This window comes from Achromobacter arsenitoxydans SY8, from assembly GCF_000236785.1.
GTDB lineage: Bacteria > Pseudomonadota > Gammaproteobacteria > Burkholderiales > Burkholderiaceae_B > Achromobacter > Achromobacter arsenitoxydans.
In genome coordinates, this window is sequence record NZ_AGUF01000031.1 from 24,566 (window position 1) to 48,235 (window position 23,670).

General features: G+C 66.7%; 23 protein-coding genes. 17 read left to right on the forward strand and 6 right to left on the reverse strand.

Annotated elements, in window-relative coordinates; genetic code table 11:
* Positions 1-88 precede the first annotated feature (88 nt).
* The 7 genes from KYC_RS06790 (at position 89) to KYC_RS06820 (ending at position 7,258) form a co-directional block, all read left to right on the forward strand.
* Positions 89-1,693: an ABC-F family ATPase gene (locus KYC_RS06790; RefSeq protein WP_008160250.1), complete on the forward strand. Its 1,605-nt coding sequence runs from the start codon at positions 89-91 to the stop codon at positions 1,691-1,693.
* A gap of 145 nt (positions 1,694-1,838) precedes the next feature.
* Positions 1,839-3,065, forward strand: a complete 1,227-nt coding sequence (locus KYC_RS06795; RefSeq protein WP_008160252.1) for an MFS transporter — start codon at positions 1,839-1,841, stop codon at positions 3,063-3,065.
* Between the two features lie 107 nt (positions 3,066-3,172).
* A complete protein-coding gene (locus KYC_RS06800; protein WP_008160253.1) occupies positions 3,173-3,943 on the forward strand; it encodes an ABC transporter ATP-binding protein in 771 nt (256 codons plus the stop codon).
* A gap of 71 nt (positions 3,944-4,014) precedes the next feature.
* Positions 4,015-5,013 carry an ABC transporter substrate-binding protein gene (locus tag KYC_RS06805; protein WP_008160255.1) on the forward strand — a complete coding sequence of 333 codons (999 nt, stop codon included), beginning with the start codon at positions 4,015-4,017 and terminating at the stop codon, positions 5,011-5,013.
* The gene (locus tag KYC_RS06810; RefSeq protein ID WP_008160256.1) at positions 5,010-5,783 is read left to right on the forward strand and encodes an ABC transporter permease; all 774 of its coding nucleotides are present in this window, start codon (positions 5,010-5,012) and stop codon (positions 5,781-5,783) included. The genes KYC_RS06805 and KYC_RS06810 overlap by 4 nt, the downstream gene beginning before the upstream one ends.
* A gap of 16 nt (positions 5,784-5,799) precedes the next feature.
* Positions 5,800-6,612: a substrate-binding periplasmic protein gene (locus KYC_RS06815; RefSeq protein ID WP_008160259.1), complete on the forward strand. Its 813-nt coding sequence runs from the start codon at positions 5,800-5,802 to the stop codon at positions 6,610-6,612.
* A gap of 58 nt (positions 6,613-6,670) precedes the next feature.
* A complete protein-coding gene (locus KYC_RS06820; protein WP_008160262.1) occupies positions 6,671-7,258 on the forward strand; it encodes an IMPACT family protein in 588 nt (195 codons plus the stop codon).
* 160 nt (positions 7,259-7,418) lie between these two features.
* On the opposite strand, the gene KYC_RS06825 is transcribed toward KYC_RS06820, so the two are convergent.
* The 3 genes from KYC_RS06825 to KYC_RS06835 all read right to left on the reverse strand — a co-directional run bounded on the left by KYC_RS06825 (position 7,419) and on the right by KYC_RS06835 (position 10,585).
* The gene (locus tag KYC_RS06825; protein WP_008160264.1) at positions 7,419-7,793 is read right to left on the reverse strand and encodes a thioredoxin family protein; all 375 of its coding nucleotides are present in this window, start codon (positions 7,791-7,793) and stop codon (positions 7,419-7,421) included.
* A 168-nt stretch (positions 7,794-7,961) separates the two neighbouring features.
* Positions 7,962-8,984: an LLM class flavin-dependent oxidoreductase gene (locus tag KYC_RS06830; RefSeq protein WP_008160266.1), complete on the reverse strand. Its 1,023-nt coding sequence runs from the start codon at positions 8,982-8,984 to the stop codon at positions 7,962-7,964.
* Positions 8,985-9,292: 308 nt separating this feature from the next.
* Positions 9,293-10,585, reverse strand: coding sequence for an NCS2 family permease (locus tag KYC_RS06835; RefSeq protein ID WP_008160269.1), 1,293 nt, complete (start codon positions 10,583-10,585; stop codon positions 9,293-9,295).
* A 110-nt stretch (positions 10,586-10,695) separates the two neighbouring features.
* Between KYC_RS06835 and tsaD the strand changes: the two genes are divergently transcribed.
* Positions 10,696-11,727 (forward strand): tRNA (adenosine(37)-N6)-threonylcarbamoyltransferase complex transferase subunit TsaD, encoded by a 1,032-nt coding sequence (tsaD, locus tag KYC_RS06840; protein ID WP_008160271.1) that lies wholly within the window; start codon positions 10,696-10,698, stop codon positions 11,725-11,727.
* Between the two features lie 44 nt (positions 11,728-11,771).
* On the opposite strand, the gene plsY is transcribed toward tsaD, so the two are convergent.
* Positions 11,772-12,410 (reverse strand): glycerol-3-phosphate 1-O-acyltransferase PlsY, encoded by a 639-nt coding sequence (gene plsY / locus KYC_RS06845; protein ID WP_008160273.1) that lies wholly within the window; start codon positions 12,408-12,410, stop codon positions 11,772-11,774.
* Positions 12,411-12,590: 180 nt separating this feature from the next.
* Between plsY and surE the strand changes: the two genes are divergently transcribed.
* The 7 genes from surE (at position 12,591) to rlmD (ending at position 19,432) form a co-directional block, all read left to right on the forward strand.
* Positions 12,591-13,349 (forward strand): 5'/3'-nucleotidase SurE, encoded by a 759-nt coding sequence (gene surE / locus KYC_RS06850; protein ID WP_008160275.1) that lies wholly within the window; start codon positions 12,591-12,593, stop codon positions 13,347-13,349.
* Positions 13,334-14,158 carry a protein-L-isoaspartate(D-aspartate) O-methyltransferase gene (locus KYC_RS06855; protein WP_008160278.1) on the forward strand — a complete coding sequence of 275 codons (825 nt, stop codon included), beginning with the start codon at positions 13,334-13,336 and terminating at the stop codon, positions 14,156-14,158. Before surE ends, KYC_RS06855 begins: the two co-directional genes overlap by 16 nt.
* Before the next feature lie 16 nt (positions 14,159-14,174).
* Entirely contained in the window at positions 14,175-15,032 is an 858-nt protein-coding gene (locus KYC_RS06860) for a peptidoglycan DD-metalloendopeptidase family protein (RefSeq protein WP_008160279.1), read from the forward strand.
* Positions 15,029-15,808, forward strand: a complete 780-nt coding sequence (locus tag KYC_RS06865) for a 3'-5' exonuclease (protein WP_008160283.1) — start codon at positions 15,029-15,031, stop codon at positions 15,806-15,808. The genes KYC_RS06860 and KYC_RS06865 overlap by 4 nt, the downstream gene beginning before the upstream one ends.
* Before the next feature lie 192 nt (positions 15,809-16,000).
* Positions 16,001-16,627, forward strand: coding sequence for a hypothetical protein (locus KYC_RS06870; protein ID WP_008160284.1), 627 nt, complete (start codon positions 16,001-16,003; stop codon positions 16,625-16,627).
* A gap of 346 nt (positions 16,628-16,973) precedes the next feature.
* Entirely contained in the window at positions 16,974-17,726 is a 753-nt protein-coding gene (locus tag KYC_RS06875) for a TorF family putative porin (protein ID WP_008160287.1), read from the forward strand.
* A 212-nt stretch (positions 17,727-17,938) separates the two neighbouring features.
* Positions 17,939-19,432 (forward strand): 23S rRNA (uracil(1939)-C(5))-methyltransferase RlmD, encoded by a 1,494-nt coding sequence (gene rlmD / locus KYC_RS06880; RefSeq protein WP_008160289.1) that lies wholly within the window; start codon positions 17,939-17,941, stop codon positions 19,430-19,432.
* A 55-nt stretch (positions 19,433-19,487) separates the two neighbouring features.
* On the opposite strand, the gene cueR is transcribed toward rlmD, so the two are convergent.
* Both cueR and KYC_RS06890 read right to left on the reverse strand, forming a co-directional pair.
* Positions 19,488-19,880 carry a Cu(I)-responsive transcriptional regulator gene (cueR, locus tag KYC_RS06885; RefSeq protein ID WP_008160291.1) on the reverse strand — a complete coding sequence of 131 codons (393 nt, stop codon included), beginning with the start codon at positions 19,878-19,880 and terminating at the stop codon, positions 19,488-19,490.
* Positions 19,881-19,909: 29 nt separating this feature from the next.
* Positions 19,910-22,192, reverse strand: a complete 2,283-nt coding sequence (locus KYC_RS06890) for a heavy metal translocating P-type ATPase (RefSeq protein ID WP_008160293.1) — start codon at positions 22,190-22,192, stop codon at positions 19,910-19,912.
* 163 nt (positions 22,193-22,355) lie between these two features.
* On the opposite strand from KYC_RS06890, the gene KYC_RS06895 reads away from it, so the two are divergent.
* A complete protein-coding gene (locus KYC_RS06895; RefSeq protein WP_008160295.1) occupies positions 22,356-22,556 on the forward strand; it encodes a heavy-metal-associated domain-containing protein in 201 nt (66 codons plus the stop codon).
* A gap of 170 nt (positions 22,557-22,726) precedes the next feature.
* Positions 22,727-23,455: a glutathione peroxidase gene (locus tag KYC_RS06900; protein WP_008160297.1), complete on the forward strand. Its 729-nt coding sequence runs from the start codon at positions 22,727-22,729 to the stop codon at positions 23,453-23,455.
* The last annotated feature ends 215 nt before the right edge of the window (positions 23,456-23,670 follow it).

A 23,670-nucleotide genomic window follows, 5' to 3' on the forward strand; every position in this document is an offset into this window, starting at 1 on the left:
CCTGTCTGAAACGGGGGCGTATCCCCATTTGCTACACTATCCGGTTTCCCCGCATGCGCTTTCGGGCGCCTTCAAACGCAAATACACCGTGATATCCACAGCCAATCTCACCATCCAGTTCGGTCCCAAGCCCCTTTTCGAGAACGTCAGCGTCAAGTTCGGGGAAGGCAACCGCTACGGGCTGATCGGGGCCAATGGGTCCGGCAAGTCTACGTTCATGAAGATCATCGGCGGCGACCTTGAACCCTCCGCCGGCAACGTCGCGCTTGAACCCGGCGTGCGCCTGGGCAAGCTGCGCCAGGACCAGTTCGCCTTCGAAGACCTGCGCGTGCTGGACGTCGTGATGATGGGCCACACCGAGATGTGGGCCGCCATGTCCGAACGCGACGCCATCTATGCAAATCCCGAGGCGACCGAAGACGACTACATGCGTGCGGCCGACCTGGAGGCCAAGTTCGCCGAATACGACGGCTACACCGCCGAAGCCCGCGCGGGCGAGCTGCTGCTGGGCCTGGAAATCGCGGTGGACCAGCACAACCTGCCCATGCGCGAAGTGGCCCCGGGCTGGAAGCTGCGCGTGCTGCTGGCGCAGGCGCTGTTCTCGAATCCCGACGTCCTGCTGCTGGACGAACCCACCAACAACCTGGACATCAACACCATCCGCTGGCTGGAAAACGTGCTCAACGGCTACCAGAGCACGATGATCATCATCAGCCACGACCGCCACTTCCTGAACCAGGTGTGCACGCACATGGCTGACGTGGACTACGGCGAGATCCGCATCTACGCCGGCAACTACGACGACTACATGCTGGCCTCCACCCAGGCCCGCGAACGCCTGGTGGCCAACAACGCCAAGGCCAAGGAACGCGTCGCCGAACTGCAGGACTTCGTGCGCCGCTTCGCCGCCAACAAGTCCAAGTCGCGCCAGGCCACGTCGCGCCTGAAGCAGATCGACCGCATCAAGGCCGACCAGGTCGTGGTCAAGCCGTCGTCGCGCCAGAACCCGTATATCCGCTTCGAGCAGAGCAAGGTGATGCACCGTCTGGCGGTCACCGTTGAAAACCTCAGCAAGGCCTACGATGCGCCCGTGATCACCAAGTTCTCGGCCATGGTCGACGCTGGCGAAAAAATCGCCATCATCGGCGCCAACGGCGTGGGCAAGACGACGCTGCTGCGCCTGCTGGCCACCAATCTGCAGCCCGATTCGGGCTCGGTGAAGTGGTCGGATAACGCGGACCTCGGCTACATGGCCCAGGACGTCTCCGACCAATTCCTGCAAACCGATATCAACCTGCTGGACTGGATGGGCGACCATCGTCAGCCCGGCGACGACGACCAGTCCATCCGTTCGGTGCTGGGCCGCCTGCTGTTCTCGGCGGACGACCTGCCCAAGGCGCCCAAGGTGCTGTCCGGCGGCGAAAAGAACCGCATGACCTTCGGCCGCCTGATGCTGGGCCGGCACAACGTCATGCTGCTCGACGAGCCGACCAACCACCTGGACATGGAATCTATCGAATCGCTGCAGTTCGCCCTGGAAAAGTACGAAGGCACCCTGGTGTTCGTCTCGCACGACCGCGAATTCGTTTCGGGCCTGGCCACGCGCGTGATCGAAATCCTGCCCTCGGGCGAGATCGTCGACTACCGCGGCGGCTACGAAGACTACCTGTCTTCGCGCGGCATCGAGGCCTGATCCTTCGGGCCCCATCAAGCGGCGCGCTGCAAGGCGCGCCGCTTTGTTTTTTTCGCGAGGCGGCGTTCAGCCTGCCGCAATGTGCGCTGCGCTATCATCGTCGCAATCCTGGCGGCTGTCCGGCCAGGCTTCTTTTTGCCCCCACATGTCTCCCTCTTCGCATGCCGCGCCCGACGGCGCGCAGATCGGCTCGTTCGCACTGACGGGCCGCATCGTCGCCATCGCCTTCTTCACTTTCATCTGCTATCTCGCCATTGGCCTGCCGCTGGCCGTGCTGCCGGGCTACGTGCACGACAAGCTGGGCTACGGCTCGGTGCTGGCTGGCCTGGCGATCAGCGTGCAGTACGTCGCCACCTTGCTCAGCCGGTCGCACGCCGGGCGCATGGCCGACACCGTCGGTCCTAAGCAGACGGTCGTGATCGGCATGGCGGCCTGCGCCGCCAGCGGGGTGTTCCTCTTGCTGGCGTATGCGTTCGAGCGCAGCGCCTGGCTCAGCCTGACTGCGATCCTCCTGAGCCGCCTGGCGCTGGGCTTCGGCGAAAGCTGGGTCGGCACGGGCGCGGCCACCTGGGCCATCGCCAGGGTAGGGCCGCTGCACACGGCGCGCGTCATTTCCTGGAACGGGATCTGCACGTACGGCGCGCTGGCGCTGGGAGCGCCCCTGGGCGTCGTGCTGGAAAACCGCTGGAGCATGGGCGCGCTGGGCGGCGCGGTGCTGCTGCTGGGTCTGGGCGGGCTGGGGCTGGCGGCCGCGCGTCGCGCGGTTGCGATCGTGGGCGGGCAGCGCATGGCCTTCAAGAGCGTCGTGCTGCGCGTCTTTCCGCACGGCATGGCGCTGGGTCTGGGGTCGGTCGGTTTCGGCACCCTGGCGGCCTTCGTGGCGCTGTATTACGCCAGCCGCTCCTGGGACGGCGCGGCGCATGCGCTAAGCGCGTTCGGCGGCGCCTTTATCGGGGTGCGCCTGCTGTTTGCCGGGACCATCACGCGCTACGGAGGATTCCGGGTGGCGCAGGTGTCCTTTTTGGTCGAGGCCGCCGGGCTGCTGCTGTTGTGGCTGGCGCCGAATCCGGGCCTGGCGCTGATGGGCGCGGCGCTCACGGGCTGCGGCTTTGCGCTGGTGTTTCCCGCCATCGGCGTCGAGGCCGTGGCGCGAGTGCCCGCCGGCAGCCGCGGTGCGGCGCTGGGGGCGTATTCGGCCTTCCTGGACCTGGCGCTGGGCGTCACGGGACCCATTGCCGGGTACATTTCCAGCGGCTTCGGCTATCCGGCGATCTTCCTGTCGGCCTCGCTGTCCGTGATGGTGGGGTTCCTGATTGCGTTTGGATTGCAGCGGGGCGCCACGCGCCAAGCGGCGGCGGCTGGGGCCGGCTAGGCCATTATTACTAAAAGAATTAAAGACATTCGATATTGATTGTTTGGATTCATATAACGAATTGTTAGATTTGAGCCTCGTTTCCACGCGAGCCCAAGATTCGTTCCATGAACCTGACCTTCGACCACGTCCACAAGCACTTCGGCGACCTGCCCGTCGTGGATGGCTTCACCAGCGAATTCAAGACGGGCGAACTCGTCGCCCTGGTGGGGCCGTCGGGCTGCGGCAAGTCCACGCTGCTGCATCTGGCCGCCGGGCTGGAACAGCCGACGCAAGGCCGCGTGCTTGCCGATGGCAGCCCGGTGACCGGCCCGCATCCCAGCCGCACGCTGGTGTTCCAAGAACATGCGCTGTATCCCTGGCTGACCCTCGAAGACAACGTGGCGCTGGCGCTGGAATTCCAGAACACGCCCAAGAAGCGCGCCCGCGAGGCCGCCCGCGAATGGCTGGCGCGCGTCAGCCTGGGGGGCTTTGAACACTATTACCCGCATCAGGTTTCCGGCGGCATGCGCCAGCGCGCCGCGCTGGCCCGCGCGTTCATCGCGCAGCCCCAGACCATGCTGATGGACGAACCCTTCGGCGCGCTGGACGCGCTGACCCGCCTGAGCCTGCAGGATGTGCTGCGCCAGCTCATCGCCCAGGAAAAGCCCACCGTGCTGCTCGTGACGCACGATGTCGACGAAGCCCTGTTCCTGGCCGACCGCATCGTCGTGTTTAGCCCGCGGCCCGCCCGCGTGCTGCGCGAGTTCAATCTGGCCCACCGCGTGAAGACGCACGACCTGTCCGACCTGGCCGCCGAGAAGCGCGAAATCCTGCGCCTGCTGGGCATCGGCGTCGGCGGTTCGGATGCGCACTCGGACCTGGCGCTGGCTGCCTGACCTCTTTCTTTTTTGAATACCTGTCGGCCGCGCCGTGGCGCCGCCGGTTCCTGAATTCCCTGGAGCTCCTGATGAAACTGAAGCAATGGCTGTCCCTGCCGCTGGCTGCGGCGCTGCTGGCGGCTGCCCCCGCAATGGCCGCCGAGAAATTCCGCGTGGGCTACCTGCGCGTGATGGACGATGCGCAGGCGATCGTCGCCCAAGAGGGCGGCTACTACAAGAAGGCCGGCCTGGATTCCGAACTGATCGAGTTCAAGTCGGGCACCGACCTGATCAAGGCGATCGTCGGCGGCCAGCTGGACATCGGCGTGCTGGGCTTCACCAATGCGGTGGCCTGGGCCTCGAAGGGCGCGGACCTGAAAGTGGTGGGCGGCGCGCAGCAGGGCTACCACTCGCTGATCGTGCGCGATGATTCCGGCATCAAGGACATCGCCGGCTTGAAGGGCAAGACGCTCGCGTCCCAGGCCGAAGGCAGCACCGCCGACGTGGTGCTGAAGGGCGTGGTGCTCAAGCAGGGCAATCTTGGCGCCGACGATGTCAACGTCATGGGCGTCAGCCCGGCGGTGGCCGTGCAGTCGCTGGTGGGCAAGCGTGTGGACGCGGCCTTCCTGTTCGAACCCTACGACCGCATCGCGCAACTGGTCGCGCCGGTCAAGCAGATCTACGAAGTTGGCCAGGCCTGGCCGTTCCCGTGCATGGTTGTGATCACCTCCGGCGAAACCCTGGCCAAGCGCAAGGACGACGTCTGGAAGGCGCTGGACGCGCAGAACCAGGCTATCGCGCTGCTGCAGAAGGAACCCGCGCAGGCCTCCAAGCTGATTGCCTCGTACTTCATTGCCGAGCCCACGCTCAAGACGCTGAACCGCGGTGAGCTCCCGCGCGAAACCGTCATCGCCGAAGCCATCAGCACGCAGGTCTTCACGCCCAAGCTGACGCCGAAGGACACGGCCCGCATGCAGGAAATCGCTGACATCCTGCAGGCCCAGGGTTCGCTGAAGACGCGCGACGGCAAGCCGTACGACGTGTCCAGCATCGTCGACCTGTCCTGGCAAGAGGCTCGCAAGCTTTGAGCGCCTCTACCCGAGTGACCGGCGCCCGCAAGCATATTGCGGGCGTTTTGGGCGTCCTGTTCATCCTGGCACTGTGGCAATTGGCGGCGTTCGCGCTGCCCGACTTCCTGATGCCGGGCGTGCCGGCCGTGGTTGAACGGCTGTTCGAAGACCTGGGCAAGCAATCCTTCCATCAAAGCCTGTTGGGCACGCTGGGCAGGCTGGGCGCGGGCTACGGCCTGGCGCTGGCGGCAGGCATCGGCTTCGGGCTGGTGGCCGCGGTGCTGTTCTTCTTCCGGGAAGTGCTGCGCAGCGCGATCGTCATCCTGCAGTCGATTCCGTCGATCGCCTGGGTGCCGCTGTTCCTCATCGTGATGGGGTTCGGCAATACGCCCATCATCGTGGTCGTGGCCTTGTCCGCGTTCTTCCCGGCCGCGCTGAGCGTGATGAACGCCACCGAATCCGTGCAGCGCGTGCACGTGTCGGCGGCACGCGTCATGGGCGCTACGCGCTGGGGGCTGGTCAAGCGGGTGTACCTGCCTGCGGTCATGCCCGAACTCATCACCGGCGCGCAGCTCGCGTTCGGCAATGCCTGGCGCGCGCTGATCTCGGCCGAAATGCTGATCGGGTTCGGCAAGGGCCTGGGCCGTTCGCTGGCGTATTCGGGCGAGATCGCCGACATGACCGGCGTGATGACCAACATCCTCGTCATCGCCGTGCTGGCCGCGCTGATTGATCAGTTCGTGCTTGAAAACCTCAAGCACCGCCTGTTGCGCTACCAGTACGTCTGAGGCCGCGGATTTCACCATGATCGCCCGCCTGCGCCTGTTCGTCCTTGCCGCCAGCCTGAGCCTTATGCCTGGCGCGCAGGCCCACGCGCAGCCGGACACGTTCCCGGCGGCGCGGGCCAGGGGCGAGCTGGTGGTGGGAGTGCCGTACCTGGCGCCGCCGCCCGCGGCGGGCGCCAAGATCCGTACACCCGAAGGGCTGGACGCGGCCATTTCCGAAAAGCTGGGCGCTAGCCTGGGATTGCCGGTGCGGCTGGTGCAGTTGCCGGCCGACGAGGCCGCCGCCGCGCTGGCGGCCGGAAAGGTCGACCTGGTGCTGGCCGATCGGGCCGACGGTCAGCCCGACGCCGTGGCCACGCAGTCCACGGGCTATGGTGTGCGACCGAAGGCCGTGATCCGCAGCGATACGACCCTGCGCAAGCCGGCCGATGTGCGGGGGCGCACCGTCTGCATGGCCGAGGCCGCGACGCAGGCGCGCGCGCTGGCGCAGACCTGGGGCGCCGAGGTCCGCACCTATCGCGTGCCTTCCGACGCGCTGGTCGCGGTGCGCGAAGGCAGCTGCGACATCGGCCTGGTCGACGATGCCGTATGGGAGCCGCTGGTCCGGTTCCCGGAATGGAAGAAGTTCTCCTCGACCTTATCGGCCGATGGCGCGCGACGCGAACGCGTGTGGCTGCTGGCGGCTGGCGACACGGCCTCGCGCGCCTGGCTGGGCCAGGAAATGCGGGCGTGGGACCGGGCCGGCGCCTGGAAGGCCATGACGACGAAGTGGGCGCGCGACGTGGCGTTCGACGTCTACCTGGACCAGGAAGTGCCCGACTGCCACGGTTAGCGCCGGCAGCGGGCCGCTGCCGGGCACGGCGCCCGCGCGCGCACTTACAATGCCGGGCATGACGCACACGCTGACCGCTCCCTGCTCCTACCAGGAAGACATCAAGAAGAGCCGCTTTGCGGCTTACGCCGCGCCTGTCGCGACCATCGACGACGCGATGCGGTTTTTTGCCGAGCGCAGCGACCCCGAGGCCACCCACAATTGCTGGGCCTACCGCATCGGTCAGGAATACCGCTTCAATGACGACGGCGAACCGGGGGGCACCGCCGGCAGGCCCATTCTGCAAGCCATCGAAGGGCAGGACATGGACCGCGTGGCCGTGCTGGTGGTGCGCTGGTACGGGGGCATAAAGCTGGGTGCGGGGGGGCTGGTGCGCGCCTACGGCGGTTGCGCGGCCAATTGCCTGAGGCTGGGCGAACGGACAGAGATCGTGGATCTGGCGACCGTGCGCTGCGCGTGCGGATTCGCCGAGCTGGCGCTGCTGAAATCGCGGCTTGCGCAGGCGGGCGCGGCTATCCAGCAGGAGGACTTCAATGAAGACGGCGTGGCCCTGTGCTTCTGCGCGCCCCGCGCGGTGCTTGCCGACCTGGAGGTCACAGTCGCCAACATCACGCGCGGGCGGTCGGCCTGGGAAGTGCTTTCGTAGCGGGCTGCGCCAGGCGGCGCGGGCGAGCGTAACGGACGCGAGTAACGGACGCGTGTAACGGACGCGTGTAACGGACGCGCGTGTTCGGCGTCGGTCCCGCACAAGCGGGTCAGTTGCTCCGGTGCAAAAGGAAGGGGCCCGATTTCGGGCCCCTTGCTGTTTATGCGTCCTGGCTGTCTTGAGCCGCGGCGATTTCCTTGTGGACCTGCTCCATGTCCACCTCCTTGATTTTGGCGAGCAGCTCGTTCAGCTGGCCGCCCGACAAGGCGCCCGGCTGCGAGAACAGCAGGACTTTTTCGCGGAAGACCATCAGGGTGGGGATCGAACGGATGCCCAGCGCGCCGGCGAGTTCCTGTTCGACGTCGGTGTTCACCTTGGCGAACGTGACATCGGGATGCTCAGTGGCGGCCTGTTCGAAGACGGGCGCGAAACCGCGGCACGGTCCGCACCAGGGCGCCCAGAAGTCGACGATCAGCGTGCCGTCAGGCGTGATGGCGTCCTGGAAGCTGTCTTTGGTGAGTTCAACAATACTCATTTGGAATCCTTGCCGCGGGAGCGGCTAAAAAGCGGTGGAGGAGACCCCGGGGCCTGCCCCGGACATGTTGCGGCGGCGCGTGGTGGACGATTGCCTGATAAGCAATAGTAGAGCCGGTCCAGGCTGCGTCGCAATGGTTGGCGCTTCGGTTGGCGCAGTTCGCGGCCCTCAGGCCGCGGTTTTAGTGGAGACGCCGGCGCCGTTTTTCAGCGACGCGACGATCTCGAAAGAGCGCAGGCGGTCGGCGATGTCATAGAAATCGGACACGATCATGACTTCATCGGCCTGCGTTTCGGCTACCAGCGCTTCGAGTTCGCGCTTGACGGTATCGGGGCCGCCCACGATGGAGGCGCCGAGTCTTTGATTGACCGCCTCGCGTTCCCATTCGTTCCACACGCCGTCCATGCTGTCGACGGGCGGCTGCAGCTGCAGGCGATGGCCGCGCACCAACGACAGGAACTTCAGTTGCTGGGTCGTCGATTGGAACCGGGCCGCTTCGTCGGATTCGGCGGCGATGACCGGCACGCCGATCATGGAGTAGGGACGCGAAAGGGTCGCGGACGGTTTGAACAGATGGCGGTACAGGCGCATCGCGGCCATGCCCTCGGGCGAGAAATGGCCCGCGAACGAGAACGGCAGGCCGAGTTCGGCCGCCATGCGCGCGCTGAAATCGCTGGATCCCAGCAGCCAGATGGGGATGTCCAATCCTTCGCCGGGAATGGCGCGCACCGCTTGTCCGGGGCGCGACGGCGCCAGGAAGGCGCGCAGTTCTTCCACCAGCGCCGGGAATTCCAGGCCGCTGCGCGGGCTGCGGCGCAGCGCTTGCTGCGTGGCGCCGTCGCTGCCGGGCGCGCGGCCCAGGCCCAGGTCGATGCGGCCGGGGTACAGGGTTTCGAGCGTGCCGAATTGTTCAGCGATGATCAAGGGCGCATGGTTGGGCAGCATCACGCCGCCGGATCCGACGCGCAATGTGCTGGTGTGGCCCGCGACGTGCCCGATCAGCACGGCCGTGGCGCTGCTGGCCACGCCGTTGATGTTGTGGTGCTCGGCCAGCCAGAAGCGGTTGTAGCCAAGACGTTCGACGTGCTGCGCCAGTGCGACCGTGTTGCGGAAGGCGTTCGCGGCGTCGCGCCCCTGCACAATCGGGGCCAGGTCCAGCACGGAAAAAGGAATATTGGCCAGGACGCTCATGCGTTGGCCTCCGTGCGCGTGGCGGGACAGGCGGGCAGCGCGGGGCTCAGACGGGAAAGACGCAAGATGTACTCCATATGCTGATTTACATGGGGAGTGTATCGGCGAATTCAAGTGCGCCCGCCAGCAACCATATGGCCGGGCGGGTTGATTGATTTTCCCGATCCGCGCCATAGCGCAGGCCTTCCCGCGGCGCGCGGACCCGCCTGGCGCCGCTTCAAGCCTGCGGCATGCGCCGCGCAATAAAACAGCCGCCGGGGACGCGGAGTCCCGGGCGGCTGTGGCGAGCGGCCTGAACGCCTTGCGGGCTATTCGGGGAAGAACGCGTAGCGGATGACGAACAGCACGGCCACCAGCCACGTGGCCGGATGCACGTCGCGGACCTTGCCGGTGGCGGTCTTGAGCACCACATAGCTGATGAAACCGAAGGCGATGCCGTTGGCGATCGAATACGTGAACGGCATGACCAGCGCCGTCAGCGCGGCGGGGGTTGCCTCGCAGACGTCGTTCCAGTCGATGTCGATCAGTTCGCGCATCATCAGGCCGGCCACGTAGAGCAGGGCGGGCGCGGTGGCGTAGGCGGGCACGGCGCCCGCCAGCGGCGAAATGAACAGCGCGGCCAGGAACAGCAGGCCCACGATCAGCGCGGTCATGCCGGTGCGGCCGCCGGCCTGCACGCCCGAGGCGCTTTCCACGTAGGCGGTGGTGCTGCTGGTGCCCATCATGGACCCGGCCACGATGGCGGTGCTGTCGGCGAACAGGGCGCGGCCCAGGCGGTTGGGGCGGTCCTCAGGCACCAGGCCGGCGCGCTTGGCCACGCCCACCAGGGTGCCGGTGGCGTCGAAGACCTCGACCAGCACGAACACCAGGATCACATGGACGAAGCCGGTGTGCAGGGCGCCCAGGATGTCCAGCTTGAACAGCGTGGGCGACAGGCTGGGCGGCGCCGAGAAGATGCCCTTGAACTCGTTGTAGCCCAGCGCCATCGACAGCACGGTGACCACGATGATGCCGATCAGGATGGCGCCGCGCACGCGCAGCGCGTCCAGCGCCGCGATGATGAAGAAGCCCAGGATGGCGAACAGCGGGCCGTGCGAGGTCAGGTTGCCCAGCGTGACCTTGGTGGCCGGATGCGCGACCACGATGCCGGCGCTGGACAGGGCGATAATGGCAAGGAACAATCCGATGCCGGCCGCGATGGCGCTGCGCAGCGAATGCGGGATGCCCTTGACCAGCCAGACCCGGATGCCGGATATCGTCAGGAACAGGAAGATGACGCCCGAAATGAACACGGCGCCCAGCGCCTGCTCCCAGGTGTAGCCCATGGTCTTGACCACGGTGAAGGCAAAGAACGCGTTCAGGCCCATGCCGGGCGCCATGCCGATCGGCCAGTTGGCGATGAACGCCATCACCAGCGAACCCAGCGCGGCCGCCAGGCAGGTGGCGACGAACACGGCGTCGCGGTCCATGCCCGTCGACGACAGGATGTCCGGGTTGACGAAGATGATGTACGACATCGTCAGGAATGTCGTCACGCCAGCGACGATTTCCGTTCTTGCGGTCGTGCCGTGTTCACGCAGCTTGAATAGCTTTTCCAGCATTCGAGTCCCCAGTGTTTTTACAGGCTTGCGGGTTGTGGCGGGAGGGGCCGGACGGCCCGTCCCTATTCAGAAACAGGCGTATTTTCGCATCAGTTGTAAACTCTGCCGCCATGATTATTCTCGGCTTTGAAAGCTCCTGCGACGAAACCGGCGTCGCAGCCGTCTGTACGGAACGCGGCCTGCTCGCGCACGCGCTGCACACCCAGATCGCCATGCACCAGGAATACGGTGGCGTGGTGCCCGAACTTGCCTCGCGCGACCACATCCGGCGCGTCGTGCCCCTGACCCGGCAGGTGCTCGAAGACGCCGGCCTCCAGATGTCCGATATTGGCGCAGTGGCCTACACGGCGGGCCCCGGGCTTGCCGGCGCCCTGCTGGTTGGGGCCAGCGTGGCGCAGTCGTTCGCCTGGTCGCGCGGCCTGCCGGCCATCGGCATCCACCACCTTGAAGGACACCTGCTGTCGCCGATGCTGGCCGACCCGCGGCCCGAATTCCCCTTTATCGCCTTGCTGGTGTCCGGCGGCCACACGCAGCTGATGCGCGTGGACGGCGTGGGCCGCTACGAATTGCTGGGCGAAACGCTCGATGACGCGGCGGGCGAGGCCTTCGACAAGTCGGCCAAGCTGATGGGCCTGGGCTACCCCGGGGGGCCCGCGCTGGCCCGGCTGGCGGGCAGCGGCGATGCCTCGCGCTTCGACCTGCCTCGGCCCATGCTGCACAGCGGGGACCTGGACTTCAGCTTCAGCGGCCTGAAGACGGCCGTGCTGACGCGGGTCAAGGCCGCCGAGCAGGCGGGCGGCCTGGACGAGCAGACGCGCGCCGATCTGGCGGCGGCCACCCAGGCGGCCATCGTGGAGGTGCTGGCGGCCAAGGCCATCCGGGCCTTGAAGCAGACGGGGTTGCGGCGGCTGGTGGTGGCCGGCGGGGTAGGGGCCAATCAGCTCCTGCGCGCCCGGCTGGACGCGGCGCTCAAGCCGCTGAAGGCCCGCGCCTACTTCCCGCCCCTGGAACTGTGCACCGACAACGGCGCCATGATCGCCTTCGCAGCGTCGGAACGGGTCAAGGCGGGGTTGGCGACGCTGGACGCCAGCGCCCACAGCTTCACGGTGAAGCCGCGCTGGGACCTGGCCGATATCGCATAAAGCGCAACGGGCGGCCAGGCCGCCCGTTGTCATTCAAATACTGCTTATTTTTTCTTGCCGCCGATGCGGCTTTCGGTGCCCTGGATCAGGCGGGCGATGTTGGCGCGGTGCCGATAGAACAGCAGCACGCCGATGATCGCCAGCGCGATGCCGATGGCCGGCTGCGCCTGCCAGGCCAGGCCGGAACCGAACACGTAGTAGACGGGGGCGAAAAACGCGGCCACCAGCGAGGCCAGCGAGGAATAGCGGAAGAACACGGCCATGATGAGCCAGGTGGCCGCCGTCGCGACGGCCAGCCAGGGCTGGATCGCCACCAGCACGCCCAGCGCGGTAGCGACGCCCTTGCCGCCCTTGAAACCCAGGAAGACGGGGTACAGGTGGCCGACGAAGGCGGCCAGCGCCACCGCCGCCACGGCCCCGGGGTTGAGTCCCGGCGCCAGCTTTTCGGCCAGCCAGATCGCGAACCATCCCTTTGCCGCATCGCCCAGCAGCGTCAGCGCCGCGGCGGTCTTGTTGCCCGTGCGCAGCACATTGGTGGCGCCGGGATTCTTGGATCCGTAGCTGCGGGGGTCTTGCAGCCCCATGAGCTTGCTGACGACCACGGCGAAGGGCACGGAGCCGATCAGGTAGGCCAGCAGGACGAGCGCCACGGTAAACGCCAGGGAGGGTTCGGTTATCGCCATGGAAAGGGAATCCGTTGTTGTAGTAATGGCTGCGGATTCTACCGCGCCCGGGGGCGGACCGGGTTCGGGTTATCGAGCGGGCGGGGCGGATCCAAAGTGCGCGGACGGACAGACGGGAGGCTGCCGCGGACGGTACAATCCGCAACGCCCACCCGCGTTTTATTTTCTTTCGGATGCACAATGCGAATTCTGGTTTCGAACGACGATGGTTACTCCGCCCCTGGCCTTGAAGCGCTGGTTGCGGCGCTGGAAGGGCTGGGCGATCTGACCGTTGTCGCGCCCGAAACCAACCACAGCGGCGCTTCCAATTCCCTGACGCTGAACCGGCCCCTGTCGGTGCGCACGGCGTCCAACGGCTTCATCGCCGTCAACGGCACGCCCTCGGACTGCGTGCACGTCGCCCTTACAGGCCTGATGGACACGCGCCCCGACCTGGTCGTGTCCGGCATCAACAACGGCGCCAACATGGGCGACGACACCCTTTATTCGGGCACCGTCGCCGCGGCAAGCGAAGGCTACCTGTTCGGCATTCCCGCCATCGCGTTTTCGCTTGCCGAAAAGGGCTGGGAACACATTGATTCCGCCGCCAGGGCGGCCCGCCTCGTGGTCGAGCGCCATCTGGCGCAGCCGCTGGCCGCGCCAGTGCTGCTCAACGTCAACATCCCCAGCCGCCGCTTCGAGGACATGCACGGATTCGCCGTGACGCGCCTGGGCAAGCGGCATCCGTCGCAGCCCGTGGTGCGCACTACCACGCCGTATGGCGACACGGTCTACTGGATCGGCCCGGTCGGCCTGGCCGCTGACGCGACTCCGGGCACGGATTTCCACGCCGTCGAGCAGGGCACGGTGTCCGTCACCCCCTTGCGCCTGGACCTGACCCAGCACAGCCAACTGGACGAGATCCGCACCTGGGCGGAGCCGCTATGCGCAAGCGCGTGAGCCAGCCGGATATTTCGCAGGCCGGCGCGGGCCGCAGCGCCCCGGTGCGCCACGACTCCGGCCGCCTGGGTCCCGGCTACACGCCGGCCAACAGCAACACGCGCATTTCCGCGGCCACGCTGCAGAAGCAAACGCAGGCGCCGCTGCCCGCTTCGGGCGGCAATCTGGGCCTGAATTCCGAACGCCTGCGCCAGGCCATGGTGCAGCGGCTCAGGACGCAGGGCATCACAGACGAGCGCGTGCTCAGCGCCATGGCCGCCGTACCGCGCCATCTGTTCGTCGACGAGGCGCTCGCCAGCCGCGCCTACGAAGACGCTGCGCTGCCCATCGGCCATTCCCAGACAATTTCACAACCGTGGGTTGTGGCGCGTATGATCGCGGCTGCTTGCGAAGACCGCACGCCGACCCGAGTGCTCGAGGTCGGCGCCGGTTGCGGATACCAGGCGGCGGTGCTGGCGCAGTTCGTGCGCGACGTCCACACGATCGAACGCATCCGCGGACTCTACGAATTGGCGCGCGATCATCTGCGCGCCTTGCGCCTCACCACCAGGATCCGCCTGATCTACGGCGATGGCACCCTGGGGCTGCCCGGCGTGGCGCCGTTCGATGCTATCGTTGTGGCTGCCGCCGGCCTGGCCATCCCGCAAGCGCTGCTCACGCAGCTTGCGCCGGGTGGCCGCCTGATCGCTCCCGAAGGGGGCTCGAACCAGCGCCTCGTTCTCATCGAACGCACGGGCGCGGCCAGCTGGAAACGTACTGAACTAGAGGCCGTGCGCTTTGTGCCGCTACGGTCCGGAATACAATCTTGAGCAACAGGAGAAACGTATGCTCAACGGGCAGTTGCAACTGACCGATATGAATATGGGCGCGTCCATGACGCGCCTGCGCCGCCCGCTCTTCGCAGTGGGGGTCCTCAGCCTCGCCATTCTGGCCGGCTGCGCATCCAAAGGTACCCGTGCCCCCGTGGTCGACATGACCGGCGGGCAACCCGCGTCGTCGGCCCCGTCCGGCAGCTATGTGGTCAAGCCAGGCGATACGCTCTACAAGATCGCCCGCGCCAACAACGCCGATATCGAAAACATCAAGCGCTGGAACAACATCAGCGATCCCAACCAGATCTCGGTCGGGCAGGTGCTGAAGATGTCCGGCGGTGCGGGTGGCGGCGCGCAGACCGCGCCGGTCGCCAGCGTCAAGCCGCAGCCGCGTCCGCTCGATCAGCCCGACACCTCCGCGTCGGGCACGCCCGCGCCCGACGCCACGCCCACGCCGCCGCCGGCGCCGGTGGACACCAAACCCGCCACGCGCGCGGCCGACGCCGGGGTCATCAACTGGGCCTGGCCGGCCAGCGGCCAGGTCGTGCAGGGCTACAACGCCAGCAGCAAGGGCATCGACATTTCCGGCGCACTTGGCGATCCCATCACCGCCGCGGCGGACGGCCTGGTCAAGTACAGCGGCAACGGCGTGCGCGGCCTGGGCAACCTGATCATCGTCGAACACCAGAACGGCTTCATCACCGCCTACGCGCACAACCGCGCCCTGCTCGTGAAGACGGGGCAGACGGTCAAGCGCGGCGCCAAGATCGCCGAACTCGGCCAGAGCGACACCACGTCGCCGCGCCTGCACTTCGAGATCCGCCGCCAGGGCACCCCCGTGGACCCGATGCAGTACCTGCCGCCCAAATGACGCCCACCCTGGTATTCGACCTCGAAACCATCCCCGACGCCGACGGGCTGCGCAAGCTCAATGGCTGGGGCGCCGACGTCCCGGACCAGGAAGTGGTCGAGCGCGCGCTTGCGGCGCGGCGCGAGGCCGTGGGCCACGACTTCCTGCCGCTGCACCTGCACAAGGTGGCGGTGGTGGGCTGCGTGTTCCGCGACGACCAGGGCTTTCGCGTCAAGACGCTGGGCCAGCCCGATGATCCTGAAGCCGCCTTGCTGGCGGGTTTCTTCAAGACCATCGAACGCTACACGCCCAAGCTCGTCAGCTGGAATGGATCCGGCTTCGACCTGCCCGTGCTGCATTACCGCAGCCTGATCCAGGGCGTGCCCGCGCCGCGCTACTGGGACATGGGCGAAGAAGACCGCGACTTCAAGTTCAACAACTACATCTCGCGCTACCACTCGCGCCATGTGGACCTGATGGACGTGCTGGCCAAGTACAACGGCCGCGCCAACGCGCCGCTCGACGAACTGGCCAAGCTGTGCGGCTTTCCGGGCAAGCTCGGCATGGACGGCAGCAAGGTCTGGGAAGCCTGGAGCCAGGGCCGCGCCGACGAGGTTCGCGCCTACTGCGAGACCGACGTGGTCAACACCTGGCTGGTGTACTGCCGCTTCCGGTTCCTGCGCGGCGAACTGGACCGCACGTCCTACGAAGCGGAAGTGGCGCTGGTGCGCGACACCCTCAGCGCCAGCGACGCGCCCCACTGGAAGGAATACCTGACGGCCTGGGACGCCGGCTAGCCGCGGCTGGCGGTCCGCGCCTGACGGCCTCCCGCCACGGCGGGAGCCGCACACTGAACGGGGCCTGCGCGGCCCCGTTCCTGCGTCCGCAGGGCAAGCAATCGACTGAAACAAAGGCGGCGGGCGCGAAACCTGGATGAAACCAGCGGGATCGCACAATGGCCTCGCTTTCTTCACTTTCAGGAGACCTACATGTCCCGATTCGCTATCCGCACCAACCTGGCCGCCCTTGCAATTGTCGCCGCGACGAGCGGCTTCGCGGCCAGCGCCGTCATGGCTGCGCCTCCTCCTGCTGCCGAGGGCGGCCCCGCCGCCATGCACGATGGCCACCGTGGCGGCGGCTTCCACAAGGGCATGCGCGACGGCCTGTTCATCCCTGGCATCGGCCCCGTGTCCAAGGCCCAGGTCGCCGAACTGAAGCTCGACGCCAAGCAGGAAGCCCTTTTCAAGACTGCGCAGGACGGCCAGCGCAGCCTGCACGAAGCCATGCGCGCCAACGGCGGCAAGCGCCACGACCTGCTCAAGGCGCAGCTGGACAGCGGCAAGCTGGATCCGCGCGCACTGGTCGAACAGTCCGAGAAATCGCGTGACCAGTTCGGCGCGCAGGCCAAGCAGGTGCGCGACCAGTGGCTGGCCGTCTGGGACAGCCTGAACGACACCCAGCGCGGCCAGGTAACCAAGATCGTCAAGGAGCGCCAGGCCAAGATGGCCGAGCGCCACGCCAAGATGGAAGGGCGCCACGGCAAGGGCAGGGACGGCATGCCTCCGCCTCCGCCCGCCGGCGATGTGCCCCCGCCGCCGCCGCCCAAGGCCAACTAAGCCGGCATTCCTGCCCGCAACCGGGGCGGTATCCACCGCCCCGCCAAACCCCGGACGTTCCCGCGTGCGGGGTTTTTCTTTGGGGCGGAGCATTGTCCGCAGCAGGTCCTGGCCGCGGATTCCCCGCTTTGACGCATCGGCCCGCCGTACGCCCCAAATCGGGGCACCAATCCGGTGCGTGCCTGCGGCAACGGCAGGCAGAGCGGGGTTCATGTCGATGCGCCAAAGCTGGCACGGACATTGCTTCTATGGATTCGAGCCGGTAGTAACCAGTGCAGCAAGGCCGGCCAGCCGGATGCGCAGCGCGCCGTCCGCCTCCTCGTAAATCCGATCAGGACTCCGCACCATGAAGAAGACGTTGCTAGCCTTGCCCTTCGCTCTTGCCGCTTGTTTCGCAGGGACGGCGCAGGCAGAACCCACCGATCTGGGGGGTGGTTTTTCGCTTAGCGGAAACGCGACCATAGTCAGCGACTACCGTTTTCGGGGCTATTCGCAGACCGACTTCCGTCCTGCCGTGCAACTGGGCTTCGATCTGACGCACAGCTCGGGCTTCTACCTGGGCAACTGGAACTCGAATGTCTCCAGCTTCGTGTTCACCGACGGCAACCTGGAAATGGACTTCTATGGCGGCTGGAAGGGCGATGTGGGTGGCGGCTTTACGCTGGATGCGGGCGTGCTGCATTACTACTATCCGGGCTCCAGTTCCCCCAAGGGCGGCAACTACAACAACACCGACCTCTACCTCGGCGCTTCCTACGGCAACTACAGCCTCAAGTATTCGTACACGCCCAGCGATTTCTTCAGTACTCCCGACAGCAAGGGCACCTGGTACCTGGACGGCACGGCCACGTTCGACCTGGGCGACGGCTGGGGTCTGCTGGGCCACGTGGGCTACCAGAAGCTTAAAAACCAGACCAACATGGACGGCGATTCCATCGGCCACTACGTCGATTACAAGGTCGGCGTGACCAAGGACCTGAAGGGCTGGATCCTGGGCCTGGCCGCGGTCGGGGCCACCAAGGACAACTGGCTGCCCACCAAGTACGGCCATCCGTCGGGCCGCATCGGCGCCGTCTTCTCGGTGGCGCGTTCATTCTGATATCCGTGGCGGCGCCCTGAACAGCGCCGGCCTTTGGGGTTTGCGGGCCGCCGCCGCTTAAAGGCGGCGCCCGCAAGCCCCTTTTTTTATGCGCGTTTCCGGGATAGCCCGGCGGCGCCGCGCAGGGGTTCCGGCCCCGCCAAACCCGATTTCCGGTATTGCGCCCAGTCCTTCTACAATGTCGGGTTGCGTGCAATTCTGGACTGCGTGAGATGTCTGACGTTTTGAGTATCGAATCCCTGGACCTGGAAGCCAGGGGGATCGCCCGCCGCGACGGGAAAGTCGTGTTCGTGGAAGGCGCCTTGCCGGGCGAGCGGGTCACTGCGGTGACGTTGCGCCGCAAGCCTTCCTATGAAACCGCCCGCGTGGACGAAGTGCTGCGCCCCTCGTCGCAGCGCGTTACGCCCCGCTGCCCGCATTTCGGCGTCTGTGGCGGCTGTGCCATGCAGCACCTGGAGCCCTCCACGCAGGTGGCCATCAAGCAGCGCGCGCTGGAAGACACGTTCTGGCACGTCGGCAAGCTGCGCCCGGCGCTGATCCTGGCGCCGCTGCAGGGCCCGACCTGGGGCTACCGCTACCGCGCGCGCCTGTCGGTGCGCGTCGTGCCGAAGAAGGGCGGGGTGCTGGTGGGCTTCCACGAGCGCAAGAGCAGCTACGTTGCCGACATGCGCGAATGCCACGTGCTGCCGCGCCACGTCAGCGACCTCCTGATCCCGCTGCGCGAGATGATCGCCTCGATGTCGGCGCCGGACCGCATGCCCCAGATCGAGGTGTCGCTGGGCGACGGCGTGACGGCGCTGGTGCTGCGGCACCTGCTGCCGCTGACCGACGGCGACATCGCCATCCTGCGCGCGTTTGCCGCCCGCCATAACGTGCAGTGGTGGCTGCAGGCCAAGGGGCCGGACACGGTCCACGCGCTCGAGCGCGAACACAACGACGCGCTGTCCTACACCATGCCGGAATTCGGCTTGCGCATGCCGTACCGGCCCACCGATTTCACGCAGGTCAACCACGCGATCAACCGCGCGATGGTGTCGCGCGCGCTCAAGCTGCTGGATGTGCAGCCCACCGACCGCGTGGCCGACCTGTTCTGCGGCCTGGGCAATTTCACCTTGCCCCTGGCCACCCAGTGCCGCGAAGCCGTCGGCGTCGAAGGCAGCAAGGCGCTGACCGACCGCGCCTTCGACGCGGCGTCGCGCCACGGTCTGGGCGATCGCACCAGCTTCGCCACGCTGAACCTGTTCGAGGTCGACGCGACCTGGCTGCGCAGCCTGGGCTTTTTCGACCGCATGCTGATCGACCCGCCGCGCGAAGGCGCACACGCCGTGTCGCAGGCGCTGTCGGAACTGACGCCCGAAGAGCGTCCGCGCCGCATCGTGTACGTGTCCTGTAATCCCGCCACCCTGGCGCGGGACGCGGCGATTCTCGTGCACGAAGGCGGCTATGTGCTCAAGAGCGCCGGCGTGATCAACATGTTCCCGCACACGGGGCACGTGGAATCCATCGCTGTGTTCGAATCGCTGGACGCCGCGGGCGTGCTTGAAGTCAAGGAACGCGCCCGCCAACGCGCCATCCAGGCCGCCGCGGATGCGCTGGCGGCGGAAGAAGCGAAGCTGGCCGCCGCGGCCGAAAAGGCGGCGGCCAAGCAAGCCGCCACCGAAGCCTACGAAGCGCGCATCGCCGCCGAGGCGCAAGCGGGGCAATAAGCCTCGGGGCCGGGCAGGGCGCGCCTGTTGTTGCAAGGCGCCGCCCGGCCGCGCCTCAGTGCGAACAGCCCAGGCTTTCCAGGATGGGGCAGTCGGGTCTGTCGTCGCCATGGCAATGCTCCGCCAGATGCTTGAGCGTGGCCGCCATCTCGCGCAGCGCCTCGGCCTTGCGTTCCAATTCCTGCACGTGCTCCAGCGCAATGCGCTTGACGTCCGCGCTGGCGCGGCTGCGGTCCTTCCACAGCGTCAGCAGCTCGTTCATCTGCTCCACCGAAAAGCCCAGGTCGCGCGCGCGGCGCACGAAACGCAGCGTGTGCAGGTCATGTTCGGTGTAGACGCGGTAGCCCGAGTCCGTGCGCACTGCCGGCCCGATGAGGCCGATGCTCTCGTAGTAGCGGATCATCTTGGCGGAAATGCCCGAGCTTTTCGCGGCTTGTCCGATGTTCATGGGTTTGCTCCTGGATTTCCGATACCGGTTCAGGCCTGCGCGGCGCGCGGGCGGAACGCCTTCAGGCGCAGGGCATTGCCCAGCACGAAGACGCTCGACAGGGCCATCGCGCCTGCGGCGAAGATCGGCGACAGCGACAGGCCGAAGGCCGGATACAGCGCGCCCGCGGCCAGCGGGATCAGCGCCGCGTTGTAGGCAAACGCCCAGAACAGGTTCTGGCGGATATTGGCCAGCGTGGCGCGGCTGAGCGCGATGGCGTTGGGCACGCCGTGCAGGTCGTCGGCCATCAGGACGACGGACGCGGCTTCGATCGCCACATCCGTGCCGGTGCCGATGGCGATGCCGGTGTCGGCGGCGGCCAGCGCGGGCGCGTCGTTGATGCCGTCGCCCACGAAGGCCACTTTGCGGCCGCCTTCGCGCAGCGACCCGATCGCTTCCACCTTGCCGTCGGGCAAGACCTCGGCGCGCACTTCATCAATGCCCAATTGGCGCGCGACGGCCTGCGCGGTGTAGCGGTTGTCGCCGGTGATCATGGCGGTCTTGAGGCCCTGCGCATGCAGCGCGGCGATCGCCGACGCGGCCGAAGGCTTGACGGGATCCGTCACGGCCATCATGGCGGCCGCCTGGCCGTCGATGGCGACATAGATGGGCGTCTTGCCTTCGTTGCCCCAGTCGGCGGCGCGCTCGCCGAACATGCTGACGTCCACCCCGCGCTCGGCCATCAGGCGCGCGGCGCCCACCAGCACCTTCCTGCCGTCCACCGACGCCTCGACACCGGCGCCCGTGATGGCGGCGAAGCCCTCGGCCGGCAGCAGCGGCAGCTTGCGTTCCCCGGCCGCGGCCACGATGGCCAGCGCGATCGGGTGTTCGGAGCGGGCCTGCACCGAGGCCACCCACTGCAGCACCTGCTGCGCGTCATGGCCGGCGGCCGGCGCAAGCTCGGTCAGCGTCGGCTTGCCCAGCGTCAGCGTGCCGGTCTTGTCGAAGGCCACGACGTTGACGTCGCGCAGCGTCTGCAGGGCGTCGCCCTGGCGGAACAGCACGCCCATTTCGGCGGCGCGTCCGGTGCCCACCATGATGGACGTGGGCGTGGCCAGGCCCATCGCGCAGGGGCAGGCGATGATCAGCACGGCAACCGCGTTGACCAGCGCATGCGACAGCGCGGGCGACGGGCCCAGGAAGAACCAGACCAGGAAGGTGAGCAGGGCGGCCGCCATGACGGCGGGCACGAACCAGGCCGTCACCTGGTCCACCAGCGCCTGGATGGGCAGGCGTGCGCCCTGGGCGGCCTCGACCATGCGGATGATCCGGGCCAGCATCGTGTCCGCGCCCGTGTGGGTGACGCGCAGGGTGAAGCTGCCCGACGTGTTCAACGTGCCGCCGGTCGCCTGCATGCCCGGCTGCTTTTCGACGGGCACGGGTTCGCCCGTGAGCATGGATTCATCGACATAGGAGCTGCCTTCGATGATCTCGCCGTCCAGCGGGATCTTCTCGCCGGGGCGGACTACCACGATGTCGCCCGTGCGCACCTGCTCGATCTCGACGTCCAGCGCCTGGCCGTCGCGCATGACGCGAGCGGTCCGCGGCTGCAGGCCGATCAGGCGCTTGATCGCGGCGCCCGTCTTGCCCTTGGCGCGGGCTTCGAGCATGCGGCCCAGCAGGATCAGCGTGACGATCACGGCAGCCGCCTCGAAATAGACGTTGCGCGCCGCTTCAGGCAACCAGGCGGGGGCAAAGGTGGCGACCACCGAATAGGCCCAGGCCGCCCCGGCGCCCAGCGCCACCAGGGAATTCATTTCGGGCGCACGGCGCCACAACGCGGCCAGCCCCTTGGTGAAGAACTGCCGTCCAGGCCAGGCCAGCACGGCCGTGGTCAGGAAGAACTGCAGCAGCCAGCTGTTCTGTTGGCCAATCGTGTCCAGCACCCAATGGTGCATGGCGGGGATCAGGTGCGACCCCATTTCCAGGGCAAACACGGGCAGCGTCAATACCAGCGCGGCGATGAATGCGCCCCGAAGACGGTGCGCCTCGGCGTCGCGCGCCTGCGACTGCCGTTCGGCGTGGTCGTCCTGCGCGGCGATCGGACGGGCTTCATAGCCCACCTTGCCGACGGCGGCGACCAGCGCCTGCGGCTGGGCGGCGGCGGGGTCGAACGAGACCAGGGCGCGCTCGGTGGCAAGGTTCACTTGCGCTTGCGCAACACCGGGCACATTGGTCAAGGCTTTTTCCACGCGCTTCACGCATGATGCGCAGGTCATGCCTTCGATGGCGAGTTCCAACTCGGAAAATGAGGATGGGGCGGCAACGCTCATGGCAGTCTCTGTCTGGATGGGAGCACCCAGTTTCATCCTTCCCATTGTGGGAAGGTCAAGCCCCATTCTACGCTTGACCCTGACACCATGGGAAGGTTTAACCTGCGTTCAATGGTGGAACAGACCGATCCCGCCAGCCTTTCATAACCCCAGGAGAAATCTAATGAGCATCGAGTTCCAAGTGCCCGACATGACTTGCGGCCATTGCGTCAAGACCATCACCGGCGCCGTGAACCAGGCAGCCCCGGGCGCCTCTGTTGCGGTGGATCTGCCGACGCATCGCGTAACGGTGACCGGCACTGACCAGGCCGACAAGATAGAGGCCGCCATCCGCGAAGCCGGCTACGAGCCGTCGCGCGTCTGAGGCAAGCGGGAAGGCTGGGCTATGATAGATCCAGCCTTTTCAATATAAGTACCCGATTGCTGTTGGCTATCAATCAATTAAATTAATTAAATTGGATTAGTTAATAGCTGGTGTTTATGATTCTATCCATGGTGGTTAACCAAACCCCGCTACCCCAAGGAGAGATTCGAATGCTGCAAAACCGCGAAGGCCAACGTGTTCCGAACGTTACGTTCCCCGTCCGCGAGGACAACACGTGGAAGAAGGTCACGACCGACGACCTGTTCAAGAACAAGACTGTCGTGGTCTTCTCGCTTCCCGGCGCTTTCACGCCGACCTGCTCGTCGACCCACCTGCCGCGCTATAACGAACTGGCCCCCGCGTTTTTCGACGCCGGCGTGGACAGCATTGTCTGCGTTTCGGTCAACGATACCTTCGTCATGAACGAATGGGCCAAGGACCAGGAATCGGCCAACATCACGCTGCTGCCCGACGGCAACGGCGCCTTCACCGAAGGCATGGGCATGCTGGTCGACAAGAGCGACCTGGGCTTTGGCAAGCGCAGCTGGCGCTATTCCATGCTCGTCAAGGACGGCGTGGTCCAGAAGATGTTCATCGAGCCGGAAAAGGAAGGCGACCCGTTTGAAGTGTCGGACGCCGACACCATGCTGTCGCACTTCGCCCCGACGGCCAAGAAGCCCGACCAAGTGGTCGTGTTCTCCAAGCCGGGCTGCCCGTTCTGCGTGGAAGCCAAGGCGCTGCTCGACAGCAAGGGCTACGCCCCGATCGAGATCCCGCTGGAAAACAAGGTCCGCGGCCGCGTCATCGGCGCGGTGTCCGGCAAGGGCACGGCTCCCCAGGTGTTCATCAATGGCGCCCTGATCGGCGGCCTGGAAGACCTGAAGGCGCACTTCGCCTAAGTTGCGCCGCCGGGCGGGGACGCATTCCCCGCCCGGCTGGCCGGCCGGTGCGGTCAGGTGGCCGCACGGCCGGCGCTTCCGAGTTTCCCTTCTTTCGCACCCTTATCGCATTGCTGCGCGGCCAGCCGCGGGACGGCGTTCGTCCAGAGGATGCGCAATAAGGCGGAACTCGCCTTTGAATTCCTGCTTACACGCAACACCGGGGGATACCCACT

Excerpts from the sequence above, each read along its gene's own strand:
- KYC_RS06830 (WP_008160266.1), bottom strand. The coding sequence starts at position 8,984 with ATGAGCGTCCTGGCCAATATTCCTTTTTCCGTGCTGGACCTGGCCCCG.
- KYC_RS06805 (WP_008160255.1), top strand. The coding sequence starts at position 4,015 with ATGAAACTGAAGCAATGGCTGTCCCTGCCGCTGGCTGCGGCGCTGCTG.
- KYC_RS06815 (WP_008160259.1), top strand. The coding sequence starts at position 5,800 with ATGATCGCCCGCCTGCGCCTGTTCGTCCTTGCCGCCAGCCTGAGCCTT.
- KYC_RS06865 (WP_008160283.1), top strand. The coding sequence starts at position 15,029 with ATGACGCCCACCCTGGTATTCGACCTCGAAACCATCCCCGACGCCGAC.
- KYC_RS06825 (WP_008160264.1), bottom strand. The coding sequence starts at position 7,793 with ATGAGTATTGTTGAACTCACCAAAGACAGCTTCCAGGACGCCATCACG.
- KYC_RS06800 (WP_008160253.1), top strand. The coding sequence starts at position 3,173 with ATGAACCTGACCTTCGACCACGTCCACAAGCACTTCGGCGACCTGCCC.
- cueR (WP_008160291.1), bottom strand. The coding sequence starts at position 19,880 with ATGAACATCGGACAAGCCGCGAAAAGCTCGGGCATTTCCGCCAAGATG.
- KYC_RS06855 (WP_008160278.1), top strand. The coding sequence starts at position 13,334 with ATGCGCAAGCGCGTGAGCCAGCCGGATATTTCGCAGGCCGGCGCGGGC.
- KYC_RS06835 (WP_008160269.1), bottom strand. The coding sequence starts at position 10,585 with ATGCTGGAAAAGCTATTCAAGCTGCGTGAACACGGCACGACCGCAAGA.
- KYC_RS06890 (WP_008160293.1), bottom strand. The coding sequence starts at position 22,192 with ATGAGCGTTGCCGCCCCATCCTCATTTTCCGAGTTGGAACTCGCCATC.
- tsaD (WP_008160271.1), top strand. The coding sequence starts at position 10,696 with ATGATTATTCTCGGCTTTGAAAGCTCCTGCGACGAAACCGGCGTCGCA.
- KYC_RS06895 (WP_008160295.1), top strand. The coding sequence starts at position 22,356 with ATGAGCATCGAGTTCCAAGTGCCCGACATGACTTGCGGCCATTGCGTC.
- surE (WP_008160275.1), top strand. The coding sequence starts at position 12,591 with ATGCGAATTCTGGTTTCGAACGACGATGGTTACTCCGCCCCTGGCCTT.
- plsY (WP_008160273.1), bottom strand. The coding sequence starts at position 12,410 with ATGGCGATAACCGAACCCTCCCTGGCGTTTACCGTGGCGCTCGTCCTG.
- KYC_RS06875 (WP_008160287.1), top strand. The coding sequence starts at position 16,974 with ATGAAGAAGACGTTGCTAGCCTTGCCCTTCGCTCTTGCCGCTTGTTTC.
- KYC_RS06900 (WP_008160297.1), top strand. The coding sequence starts at position 22,727 with ATGCTGCAAAACCGCGAAGGCCAACGTGTTCCGAACGTTACGTTCCCC.
- KYC_RS06860 (WP_008160279.1), top strand. The coding sequence starts at position 14,175 with ATGCTCAACGGGCAGTTGCAACTGACCGATATGAATATGGGCGCGTCC.
- KYC_RS06870 (WP_008160284.1), top strand. The coding sequence starts at position 16,001 with ATGTCCCGATTCGCTATCCGCACCAACCTGGCCGCCCTTGCAATTGTC.
- rlmD (WP_008160289.1), top strand. The coding sequence starts at position 17,939 with ATGTCTGACGTTTTGAGTATCGAATCCCTGGACCTGGAAGCCAGGGGG.
- KYC_RS06820 (WP_008160262.1), top strand. The coding sequence starts at position 6,671 with ATGACGCACACGCTGACCGCTCCCTGCTCCTACCAGGAAGACATCAAG.
- KYC_RS06795 (WP_008160252.1), top strand. The coding sequence starts at position 1,839 with ATGTCTCCCTCTTCGCATGCCGCGCCCGACGGCGCGCAGATCGGCTCG.